Genomic DNA, 11,010 nt, shown 5'->3' on the forward strand with positions numbered 1-11,010 from the left:
TCAGACAGTCTATGTCTAAATTATTTGACTGTATTACTGACGAACTGCAAGACTTTATTGCTGCCCAACACATTTTCTTTGTTGGCTCTGCACCTTTGAGTCCTACGGGTCATGTTAACCTGTCTCCTAAAGGTCAGGACTGCTTTCGTATCTTGTCTCCCAACCGAGTAGCTTATGTAGACCTCACAGGTAGTGGTAACGAAACATCAGCACATTTGCAAGAAAATGGGCGGATAACCTTCATGTTTTGTGCCTTTCAAGAACCCGCGTGTATTTTGCGTCTTTACGGTCAAGGAACCACGATTTTACCGAGTTCTCCAGAGTGGGACTCGCTATACTCCCTGTTTTTGCCGATACCTGGAACTCGTCAAATTATCGTCGCTGACATTGAAAAAATCCAGACTTCCTGTGGTTTTGGCGTACCACTCTATGAATATCAAGGTCAGCGCCAGACTTTAGTAAACTGGGCTAGTAAAAAAGGCGAAGAGGGAGTTCGAGAATATCAACAGCAAAAAAATCTTGTCAGCATTGACGGTTTAGCAACACCACTGAGTAAATTAACCTAAATTTGCCTGATGGATTATTCTATTCGTAGACTCACACAAGAAGATGAGCCTTTTCTTTGGCAAATGCTTTACGAAGCAGCCCATCTGCTTGAAGAAGGGAATTTGACAGTGCAAGATGCGAAGAATAATCCTGATTTGGCAAAATATGTAAAAAATTGGGGATATTATAAGGATGATACTGGCTTTGTCGCTACTTTGAAAAGTAGTAATCAGCCAGTAGGGGCCGCATGGCTGCGTTTATTGACAGGTGAAAATAAAGGATATGGTTATGTTAGCGATCGCATTCCCGAATTAGCGATCGCAGTTCTTCCCCAACATAGAAATCAAGGTATAGGAACGCACTTACTCACGCATTTGTTAGCAGCAGCTAAAACAGCTTATCCATCAATATCGCTTAGTACCAGAGCAACAAATCCGGCATTAAGTTTATATAAACGATTTGGTTTTGAAGTCGTCCCCGACAGTGAGATAATCAACCGAGTTGGTGGAATGTCTCTCAAAATGAAAATTGATTTTTAAACTAAAAGTTTGTCATTTCTAGGGTGAGCATTATAATGCTCACCTTACTATAATTCCTGACCATGTAAGCGGCATAATTTTACTTTATTAATGATCTTTGCACCCATTCTTTCATAAAAATTGATTCCACGCTCGTTAGATACAGCTACAGTCCAATCAATTCTGCCACAACCTTTTTCTTTGCCAATATGGCGCAAGCGTAGCATTAGCGCTTGACCAACTTGCTGGCTTCGATATTCAGCTTTGACATATAAATCATCAAGCCAAATCCCAGGTTTTGCTAAAAAAGTTGAATAGATAAAGTGATAGGTTGCTAACCCAATAGTATCCCCATCAACTTCAGCCAAAAGAACAAAAGCAAGAGGCTTTTCTTGAAATAAATCAATTTCTAGCTTTTGAAGAGTTGCTTCTACAGATTCAGGACAACCATCAAATTCGGCTTTTAAATGAATCAATTCCATAATCGCAGGAATATCTTTTTTATTTGCATCTCGAATGAAAATATTCCTACCCTTCATCTTCTTGCTATTTTCCTAAAATTCATATTGAGGAATAATTTCTGTCTCATTCTTTGCTGCATTTATCCACTCTTGCATTGCTGTCAGCGCCAAAATTGACTCAACATAATCTCTAGAAACAGTATCTAACTGCACATCATAAGCTACAAACCGCAAAACGACTGGAGCAAAAAATGCATCAGCAATTGTAAATTTACCAAACAAAAAATTCCCACCAGCCCCAAACTTTTGACGTGATTCTTGCCAGATACTAGTAATTCGCTCAATGTCTTCTTGTACACCGGATGCTAAACCTTTACCGGGGTATTTGGTACGGCAATTCATTGGCATATTCTGACGCAAATTTTGAAATCCTGAGTGCATCTCCGCACTGATAGAACGAGCTAATGCCCTTGCAGCCTTATCCTCTGGCCACCATTGCAGGGTTGGAAACGTTTCAGCTAAATATTCACAAATAGCCAGAGAATCCCACACTGTTTGTGTATCGTGCAATAATACAGGTACTTTTCCTGATGAAGAATATTGCCGAACTTTCGATGAAAAATCTGGATCGTTGTAAAGAGGAATCCGAATCTCATTGAATTCCAAACCGAATTGCTTCATCGCTAACCAAGGACGAAGTGACCAAGATGAATAATTTTTGTTGCCGATTACCAAAGTAAGTTGTGTCATGTTTTTAATATCGATAAAGTTGTTCAATCCACATAGACACATCAGTTTCGGAACCTGAAGCGAAAGATTTTCCCGTTACGGGGTCGTAAGCTTGCCAATAGATATTACCGTGGCGGTCAACCTTTTGCCAAACTTGTAATTCGTTAGGATTTGCTAGGATTTTTTTGACAAAATTTTCCCAAATCAGATGCAGAGATTTCCAGAAGTTTGAATTGATTTTTTTCTGGAATGACGGACTACAATTTATTTCTATATCTTCTGTTGATAGACACTTAATGTCATTGTTCATAAAATTATTCCTGAAAGTTGCTCAGTAAATGAAACAGTAGCAACATCTCAGTTAGGAATCAAATCATGGCTTGCATAGGTTCTATAAATGTTATTTATACAACATAATTCAGAATTCAGGAGTAAAACACGCTTTATACCTGAGTAACAGACGAATCGTTGTATACCTCACTTTCCTTGAAATCTGCTATAGATATGAAAAATCACTAATACAAACTTTTTGCCACAATAAAGTCAGGATGTGTATGCCCTTGTTCTCATCAATTGCCTATGAAACTCTCCCAACTCCGAGCCATAGTTGCAGTAGCAGATCGTGGTAACTTTAGTGAGGCAGCCTTAGAATTGCAGCTTTCGCAACCTGCGATTAGTCATGCGATCGCTACCCTAGAAGAAGAATTAGGTGTGCCTTTATTTGCCAGAGGTCGTCACGGTGCTGTATTGACACCTGCTGGAGAACGCATTTTGTATCATGCACGTCAAGCAATGCAGCATCTAGAGATGATGCAACACGAAGCAAATCTACATAAAGGTTTACACGGTGGCCATGTGCGAATTGCGGCTTTTCGCAGCGTCGCTACTCATCTATTACCAAAAGCAATCGCACAGTTTCACAATCAGTTTCCAGAAATTGCAGTCACAATCATAGAGTGTGCAGCTTTCACGGATGTAGAACAGTGTTTGCATGATGGACGTGCCGATATTGGTATTACCTGTCTACCAACTGGTGAAGAATTTGAAACCTGGGAAATTTTTCGGGATGAGTATGTAGCTTTACTACCACCAGATACCAAAATTAGCAGTCCGAAAATTACTTGGGAAGACATCGCAGCCTATCCGCCGGTTTTGCTTCCTTGTACACCCTGTGGACGCATTCTTCACAACCACCTGAAGACTTTAGCAATTCCCATCAATACTGCTACCGATATTCAAGAAGATTCCACAGTCGTTAGTATGGTAAATCAAGGATTGAGAGCAGCTATTATGCCTCGTTTAGCAGCTGTACCTATTCCCCCAAAGGTGCAGATATACAGTTTACCTAAACCACTCGAAAGAGTAATTGCAACTGCAATTTTATCTAATACTCTGCAAGTACCTGCGGTATTCACATTTTTGGAAATGTTGAGTAAATTTGATTTTTATAGTTTAGCTAAACTCACTTATTGATGACATTTGACAAAGGGTTATTGGTGTAAATAATTGGTTTTTCAAGACACGAAAAATCGCATCTCTACATTTGGGTTTTGGGTTTATCTGAACTCTATTGACTTAAATCCAATAATTAAAAATTAGTAATTAGCGCCATGTGCGACTTTACTTTCATCTCAAACCTAACCCCCAACCCCTTCTCTACCTCTTTCTAACCCTCTCCTACGTTCGCACAGCGTCTCGAAGAGAGGAGAGGGAAGCAGAAAAACTTTTGTTGCTGAAAGGGGAGCAAAAATCAAAGCCTCTCTCCTTTTAGGCTACGGTGTACACACAAGTTTCTTAACCTGCAATGGCATTGCATCGACTGACAATGGCATTGCATCGACTGACAATAGCATTGCATCGAATAACAATGGCATTGCGTCGAATAACAATGGCATTGCGTCGAATAACAATTCTATTTCTCTGGTTCCGATACTTTGTATAGGACTCATATTTGATTTCTGAAAAAATTCAGTACAACTCAAAGAGGCTTCTTGCCTATTGCCTATTGCCTCTTGCCTCTTGCCTATTGCCTCTTGCCTCTTACCTATTGCCTATTGCCTCTTCCCTCCTCGCGTTAATTAGTTAAACCGATGCCTCCTTTTGCGAATTCTTCAACGGTTTTTTGTGAGAATTCGTGAGTGGCGATCGCTTGCAACATTGCCAATGGTAAAGTCAAATGATCCGCCCCGGCTTGCAACGACGCGGCTGCTTCTTCGGGAGATTTGATACTAGCTGCCAAGATTTCTGTATCACTGCCTTTGAGTACACTAGCCATATCCCGCACCAAAGCAATACCATCACCTAACAATCGGGTAGCGCGATTTACATAAGCTATGGCAATTTTAGCTCCCGCTTCCCGTGCTACTGCTGCCTGCGCTGCACTGTAAATTGCTGTCACCGAACAGGTAATTTCTGGTGATAAACTCGCTACTACTTCAAATCCTAACGGGGTTGCGGGAATCTTCAAAATTGTTTGTGAACCAATAATCTCGAAAGCTTTCCTACCTTCAGCTAGCATCCCAGCTTTATCAGATGCCATAAGTTGATAGTATAAAGGGCCATTCGTCAAGGCAACCAATTTTTTGAGCGTGGTTTCTGGTGGGGTATCGATTTGAGACAACAGCGTGGGATTTGTTGTAATGCCTTTTACCCATCCCCAAAGCTTAACAATTTCAGCTTCCGATGCGATCGCTGAGTCTAGATATAGTGCCATAATTCGTCCCCGATCAATTTTCAGATATTAATTCATCACAGCCGCACACAGATATTTTGACATTCCTTTCAGAGGATAATTTCTTTTATAGCGGTTATTGTTTAGATGTAATACCTGGAAGGTTAGCACAGCTGTGCGTCCCTACTGTATTCTACTGAATTGAAAACAGTTATAGATAACAGCCTACACGGAGAATTTAAGATGACATCTCCAGAAACGGTTATATGGCTACAAGAACGCACCAGTTTAGGAATTCTCTCACCGGAAGTGTTAAATGCGATCGCACAAGTAATTGAAGAACAAGTAGTGAGTGCCGAAACTGACTTAGTTAGTGAAGGCAATTCTCCAGAAGCTCTTTATATTCTTGTAGAAGGTCAACTCGAAAGCAATAGCACCAATCAAAGCAACCCAGCTTTAGCTTGTGGATTTCTCCCTGGTGCTGTGATTGAACTCAAAGAATTGCTGTTGGAAGAATTAACTCCGTTCACAATTACGACAGTAACTGAATGTCACTTGTGGGTTGTACCTGCTGCGAAATTTCGGGAATTAGTCACTCAATACCCCGAAATAGCTCAGGCTTTTTCGCGCCAATTGGCTCAAGAATTAGCTCAGGTAACATCTGCACTTGGCTATGAACAAGAACGTTCTATTGCCTTGCGTCCATATTTAGTTACCAAAGCGCAACGGGGGATTGTCGGTACAAGTCGTTATGCTGTGCGGCTGCGGGAGCAAATTCGAGAAGCGGCTGCTGACCGCAAATCAGTGGATATTTTCGGAGAACCAGGATTAGAAAAAGACAATATAGCAGCTCTCATCCACTTTGGTTCTCCCAAACGGCGAGAACCAATTATTAAAGTAAATTGTGGTATTCTGCAAACGAGCGGTGCAGATTTATTCGGTCGTACTGGCGGCAAACCAGGACTTTTGGAATGGTTGGGGGAAGGTACTCTAGTTCTCAACAACATCCAAGAATTGCCCGAAGAATTATTACCTGCGGTGACGGAGTTGCTCAAAACTGGTAAATATACCCCCGTCAGTCGTTCTGGAGAAGCATCTGAACCTCGTCCTAGTAAAGCCAGAATTCTGATTGTTTCAGAAAAAACTCAGCCGACAATTGAACGTTCTGTTGGTCACGTTATTAAAGTACCACCGCTACGGGTGCGGAAAGCTGATATTCAGACACAGGTTGAATATTATACTAGTCTCTACATTCGTTCTAGAGGCGTTCCGAAACCGCACATTACCCCAGAAGCTCTGCGTCGCCTCCAGTCTTATGATTTTCCTGGCAACCTCAAAGAATTGAAAAATCTGGTAGAAAGAGCGATTGTCCAAGCTGAGGGTGCAAATGAATTAACAGAAGAAATTTTCTGGCCAGCCGAAACGAAGAAAAAACGATTTCGGGTGAATCTGTTAAATGCCTATCCTCGTTTGCGGCGGTTTTTACGTAGTGACTGGTGGCCTGATCGCATTAATTATGGTTTTACTGCAACAGCTTTTGCGATCATTGTTGCAATACTATTTATTGGGCCACAAACCCGCGATCGCAATTTCGTCTTAAATCTATTTTGGGCTTGGTGGTGGCCTTTCTTCTTATTTCTCTTTCCCTTTTTGGGTCGTGTTTGGTGTTCTGTTTGTCCCTTCATGATTTACGGAGAAATTACTCAAAAGCTCTCTTTATGGCTGTGGCCTCGAAAACTCAAGCGCTGGCCCAGAGAACAAGCTGAGAAATGGGGCGGATGGTTCCTCTTTGGTTTATTTACCCTAATTTTCTTATGGGAAGAACTCTGGCATTTAGAAAATACGGCCTACCTCAGCGCTTGTTTGTTGCTGTTAATTACTGCTGGGGCGATGATTTTCTCAGCTATTTTTGAGCGGCGGTTTTGGTGTCGCTATCTCTGTCCCATTGGCGGGATGAATGGTTTATTTGCCAAACTCTCAATGACGGAACTCCGCGCCCAGCAAGGGATATGTTCTGCTAGTTGCACCACTTATCAGTGTTATAAAGGTGGGCCGCAAAAGGGCGAAGGCATGGAAACCAATGGATGTCCTTTATACTCGCACCCAGCGCAGTTAGAAGATAACAGAGATTGCGTACTGTGCATGACTTGTCTTAAAGCTTGTCCCCATCGTTCCGTCGAATTCAACTTGCGTCCTCCTGGAATTGAACTGTGGACAACTCATGTACCCCGCACTTATGAAGTTGCATTATTGCTTTTGCTGTTGGGTGGTATATATCTCCATCGCTTGCCTGAATTGCAATCTTGGTTAGGCTTACAACTGGATTTAACTGATTTTTGGCAACACTTGGGATTATCGCTGTTAGTGTTAATTGTCCCAGCAGCTTTTACCTTCGCGGCTTATGGCTTGCTCCAACTGTTCAACGCTAACCGTAAGCCTCGAAAATTTGTAGAGCTTGCATATAGCTATCTCCCATTAGTTTTAGGGGGAAACTTGGCTCACTATCTGCGTTTAGGCTTGGGCGAAGGCGGACGGATTTTACCTGTTACCTTTGCGACTCTTGGTTTGAGTGGTGAACAATTGCCAATATTAGTTGCTCACCCGGCTGTGATTGACTTTTTGCAAGGTGCAACGCTAATTTTCTCCGTGTTAATGACTATGTTATTAACGCAAAAGATTGCCAAGCAACCAGTGCGATCGCTCATGCCGCAACACCTAGCAGCTATTGGGTTGGGAGTTAGTATGTGGGCGATTATCGTCTTTTAAGCTTCACATCCTCCACCAGGCGGTTTCTAATCGCCTGGGCTAGGTGGAAAATGTCAGTTAAGAACATTCTTCCCTACGAACGTGATAGAAAATACTTATATGATTTATGATTTTTGACTCATAGTGTAAGGATTACAGATAATGCACGTTCTAAAAAGATCCATCAAACCAGCAACTTATATATCGTTTCTCCACATCTACCAAACTACTTGGGGGACTGCTGGTGATATTTGTTTAATCCGTGAATCTGTAGCTAATGATAGTACAGCCAAGTTTGTCGGGCACAAAATCGAGCTAGTAGTTCCAAGAGGATTAGAGCGCGATCGCATCGCCAATTGTCCAATAATTAAAGTTGCAGGTAATGTTGGCGACGGACATCCTAAAGAGCATCCGTTGGAATGGGAGGCTTATGAAGGTGTAAGTGAAGAAATAGCTTTAGCGGCTCTCAAACCTTGGGGCTTCAAGTTAATTCAACTCTAATGTGGCAAACTGACAAGCTCAACTTGGTTTCGTTCTTCTACTAAGATTATTTTCCCTTAGCGCCATCAGACATTGGCTCAAATGGAAAAATTCATCTAATAGACATAGGAGTGAAATGAATTATGCGTTGCCCGAAATCCTTAATAGGCAGAATTCATGAATAGTGCCTACGTCATTTTCACTCCTATGTCTAATGTACTAAACCAGGCTTCTAAATCGGCAATCGCCTGAAAATTCAATAATGCTTCACCAAGATTTTCTAATTGTTCTAAAGAGAGAGTTTCAATCCGGTTTAGTACCTCTTGGGGTAATTCTCCCACCCGTCGAGTAAGCTGACGGAGAATCAGCAATTGCCCTTCTGCTTTTCGTCCTTCTTCCCGTCCGCGTTGTTCGCCGCGTTGTTCGCCTTCAGCGAGAATTTCTTGATAAATTACTGACTCGCGCATCATACTCTCCCGAAATAATTGTCGAATCAAGTCTTGATTGTATTTTAACCCCGCTAAAATTTGGGTATACGCGGAAATTTCTGGTCGTTGTCTTGACTCAAGTTGATTAACTTTGACCACAACTTGTTGCAGAGGTTATCAAAGGATATTGACGAGGGACATAGAGACTAGATTTAATTAGTTGCTACTCTAATGTACTAAACCAGGTTTCTAAATCTGCGATCGCCTGAAAATCCAACAATGCTTCACCGAGATTTTCTAATTGCTCTAAAGAGAGAGTTTCAATACGGTCTAGCACCTCTTGGGGTAATTCTCCTACCCGTCGAGTAAGCTGACGGAGAATCAGCGCTCGTTCTCGTTGTTCGCCGCGTTGTTCGCCTTCAGCGAGAATTTCTTGATAAATTACTGACTCGCGCATCATACCCTCCCGAAATAATTGTCGAATCAAGTCTTGATTGTATTTTAACCCCGCTAAGATTTGGGTATACGCGGAAATTTCTGGTCGTTGTCTTGGCTCAAGTTGATTAACTTTGCCCACAACTTGTTGCAACAATGCTTGGGGTTGCGTAGTTGCCGCCAGTGGTGCTAAGGGTAACAAAGCTGCCTCATTGAGGAATAGTTCAGGATTTTCTTCCCATAAGCGAATCACGCGATATTCATGACGAGTAGTTTCGACACAGAAGACAGTTTCAATTACTGTTCCTGGTGCAGGGGGAAGCAATAATACGACAACTTGCGTTATTGGTAGACGATACAAACGATACAAGCGTACCCAATAATCTAGCATTCGCAGGGGTAGGGGTGGCGTAGATTCTAGTTTGGTTTGAAATTCCAGATGCAGAATGCGTCCTTGTAATTGTAAAAATGTGACATAATCAGCGCGAATTGGTTCAATACTCAATTCGGTTTTGAGAACTGTGACGGAAGTTTGCGGTGTTCCTAATACCCAACTGGCAAAGGTAGCAGGATGTTTTTCGGATAGTAGTTTGCAGAGGTTATCAAAAGACATTAGCGATCGCTAACAATTGAACGAGGTATTGTTATTATCTCGTGCAGTGGTTTGAGTAGGCGATGTCTACGATGGTCACTGAACGGCTGGTGAGCGGAGTCGAACCATGTCGTTCGCGCAGCGTCTCGTAAGAGAAGTGCGGGCTACGCCTACGCACCATCGCTCAAGGAAGCTCATTATTATACTTTGGGCGTATCTTTTTAAATTCCTGTACCTGTAATAATTACAGTAATATTCCATTTTTAGCTAGGTTGAGTTATCAGACGATAAAAAGATAACTGTAGCGGTTCCTGCTTGATTAGTAAAAAACCTAACTCCCTTCTCTTTCCCTATTAAAGAAATTACGAATTACGAACTTGTACTGAGCGTAGCCGAAGTATTACGAATTATACAAATGTATTTGCACATAATTAAAAAGCGATCGTCGCCCTTTTTCCTTTTTCCCTTTATCTTGCTTTTGATTCTCCTCTTCGCCCTGCCTTGGGCGAGTGCGAAAGAACAGCCCAAGCCGAAGCCAGAAGCGTGGCAGATTAACGGTATCATTGCTGCCCTTGATGATGGATATGACGGAGTAAAGGGATCTGCATTCGACAAATTAGCTGAATACGATCTCAAAGATTTAAAATCTTTGGGGAAGAAACTAGAGGATATTGCTCAAAAAGCTGCCAAAATTCTCAAGAATAAATCCGTTGACCTCTTTCTTCGTAGAGATGCAGCATCGGCATTAGGAAATCTGGGGGAGGCAGCCAAACCCTACGTCAAAGATATCCTCGACATCCTCAAGGATAAATCCGTTGACAAAGATGTTCGTTACGGTGCAGCACAGGCATTGGGAAATCTGGGGGAAGCTGCCAAACCCTACGTCAAAGATATCCTCGACATCCTCAAGGATAAATCCGTTGATCCAACTGTTCGTTCGTATGCAATAGAGACATTGGGAAATCTGGCAGAGGCAGCCAAACCCTACGTCAAAGACATCGCTGACATCCTCAAGGATAAATCCGTTGACAAAGATGTTCGTTCCAGTGCAGCAAAGGCATTGGGAAATCTGGGAGAGGCAGCCAAACCCTACGTCAAAGACATCCTTGACATCCTTAAGGATAAATCCGTTGACCCAACTGTTCGTTCCGGTGCAGCATCGGCATTGGGAAATCTGGGGGAGGTTGCCAAACCCTACGTCAAAGACATCGCTGACATCCTCAAGAATAAAACCGTTAACTCAAATGTTCGTAGAGGTGCAGCAGAGGCATTGGGAAGAATAGAACAATAAAACCTGAAAAAAATAGTTGTAATACAAGAAATCATCTATTAAAAAGGACAATCAGAATATGAACATTGACGATAATAAACATAATTTCTAAGTCTCGGTACTGATGAAGTCAAA

General features: G+C 42.0%; 12 protein-coding genes and 1 pseudogene. 6 read left to right on the forward strand and 7 right to left on the reverse strand.

Annotated features, from left to right (window positions below):
- Nucleotides 1–11: 11 nt before the first annotated feature.
- Together RMX98_RS31345 and RMX98_RS31350 are read left to right on the forward strand one after the other, a co-directional pair.
- A complete protein-coding gene (locus RMX98_RS31345; protein ID WP_322675769.1) occupies nucleotides 12–566 on the forward strand; it encodes a pyridoxamine 5'-phosphate oxidase family protein in 555 nt (184 codons plus the stop codon).
- A 9-nt stretch (nucleotides 567–575) separates the two neighbouring features.
- On the forward strand, nucleotides 576–1,085 hold the full coding sequence (locus RMX98_RS31350; RefSeq protein WP_322675770.1) for a GNAT family N-acetyltransferase: 510 nt from the start codon (nucleotides 576–578) through the stop codon (nucleotides 1,083–1,085).
- Between the two features lie 47 nt (nucleotides 1,086–1,132).
- On the opposite strand, the gene RMX98_RS31355 is transcribed toward RMX98_RS31350, so the two are convergent.
- Genes RMX98_RS31355 through RMX98_RS31365 form a run of 3 tightly spaced genes read right to left on the reverse strand, consistent with a single transcriptional unit; the run spans nucleotide 1,133 to nucleotide 2,564 of the window.
- Nucleotides 1,133–1,603: a GNAT family N-acetyltransferase gene (locus RMX98_RS31355; RefSeq protein WP_322675771.1), complete on the reverse strand. Its 471-nt coding sequence runs from the start codon at nucleotides 1,601–1,603 to the stop codon at nucleotides 1,133–1,135.
- A 15-nt stretch (nucleotides 1,604–1,618) separates the two neighbouring features.
- Nucleotides 1,619–2,275 carry a glutathione S-transferase family protein gene (locus RMX98_RS31360; protein WP_322675772.1) on the reverse strand — a complete coding sequence of 219 codons (657 nt, stop codon included), beginning with the start codon at nucleotides 2,273–2,275 and terminating at the stop codon, nucleotides 1,619–1,621.
- 4 nt (nucleotides 2,276–2,279) lie between these two features.
- The gene (locus RMX98_RS31365) at nucleotides 2,280–2,564 is read right to left on the reverse strand and encodes a hypothetical protein (protein ID WP_322675773.1); all 285 of its coding nucleotides are present in this window, start codon (nucleotides 2,562–2,564) and stop codon (nucleotides 2,280–2,282) included.
- Between the two features lie 269 nt (nucleotides 2,565–2,833).
- Here RMX98_RS31365 and RMX98_RS31370 point away from each other — a divergent pair, with 269 nt between their 5' ends.
- Nucleotides 2,834–3,727 (forward strand): LysR family transcriptional regulator, encoded by an 894-nt coding sequence (locus tag RMX98_RS31370; protein WP_322675774.1) that lies wholly within the window; start codon nucleotides 2,834–2,836, stop codon nucleotides 3,725–3,727.
- A 299-nt stretch (nucleotides 3,728–4,026) separates the two neighbouring features.
- Here the strand turns inward: RMX98_RS31370 and RMX98_RS31375 are convergent, their stop codons facing one another.
- Nucleotides 4,027–4,203 carry a hypothetical protein gene (locus RMX98_RS31375; RefSeq protein ID WP_322675775.1) on the reverse strand — a complete coding sequence of 59 codons (177 nt, stop codon included), beginning with the start codon at nucleotides 4,201–4,203 and terminating at the stop codon, nucleotides 4,027–4,029.
- Between the two features lie 125 nt (nucleotides 4,204–4,328).
- Nucleotides 4,329–4,967, reverse strand: a complete 639-nt coding sequence (locus RMX98_RS31380) for a transaldolase family protein (protein ID WP_322675776.1) — start codon at nucleotides 4,965–4,967, stop codon at nucleotides 4,329–4,331.
- A 201-nt stretch (nucleotides 4,968–5,168) separates the two neighbouring features.
- On the opposite strand from RMX98_RS31380, the gene RMX98_RS31385 reads away from it, so the two are divergent.
- Both RMX98_RS31385 and RMX98_RS31390 read left to right on the forward strand, forming a co-directional pair.
- Nucleotides 5,169–7,691 (forward strand): sigma 54-interacting transcriptional regulator, encoded by a 2,523-nt coding sequence (locus RMX98_RS31385; RefSeq protein WP_322675777.1) that lies wholly within the window; start codon nucleotides 5,169–5,171, stop codon nucleotides 7,689–7,691.
- Nucleotides 7,692–7,832: 141 nt separating this feature from the next.
- Nucleotides 7,833–8,171: a hypothetical protein gene (locus tag RMX98_RS31390; RefSeq protein WP_322675778.1), complete on the forward strand. Its 339-nt coding sequence runs from the start codon at nucleotides 7,833–7,835 to the stop codon at nucleotides 8,169–8,171.
- 167 nt (nucleotides 8,172–8,338) lie between these two features.
- Here RMX98_RS31390 and RMX98_RS31395 read toward each other — a convergent pair.
- Together RMX98_RS31395 and RMX98_RS31400 are read right to left on the reverse strand one after the other, a co-directional pair.
- A pseudogene (locus tag RMX98_RS31395) lies at nucleotides 8,339–8,749 on the reverse strand (DUF4351 domain-containing protein); the annotation flags it as partial.
- A gap of 52 nt (nucleotides 8,750–8,801) precedes the next feature.
- Nucleotides 8,802–9,626, reverse strand: coding sequence for an Rpn family recombination-promoting nuclease/putative transposase (locus RMX98_RS31400; RefSeq protein ID WP_322675779.1), 825 nt, complete (start codon nucleotides 9,624–9,626; stop codon nucleotides 8,802–8,804).
- Between the two features lie 394 nt (nucleotides 9,627–10,020).
- Here RMX98_RS31400 and RMX98_RS31405 point away from each other — a divergent pair, with 394 nt between their 5' ends.
- Nucleotides 10,021–10,896 carry a HEAT repeat domain-containing protein gene (locus RMX98_RS31405; RefSeq protein WP_409882039.1) on the forward strand — a complete coding sequence of 292 codons (876 nt, stop codon included), beginning with the start codon at nucleotides 10,021–10,023 and terminating at the stop codon, nucleotides 10,894–10,896.
- The last annotated feature ends 114 nt before the right edge of the window (nucleotides 10,897–11,010 follow it).

The sequence above is a fragment of the Nostoc sp. DedQUE02 genome (genome assembly GCF_034531035.1).
In the GTDB taxonomy this organism is placed as follows: Bacteria; Cyanobacteriota; Cyanobacteriia; order Cyanobacteriales; family Nostocaceae; genus Nostoc.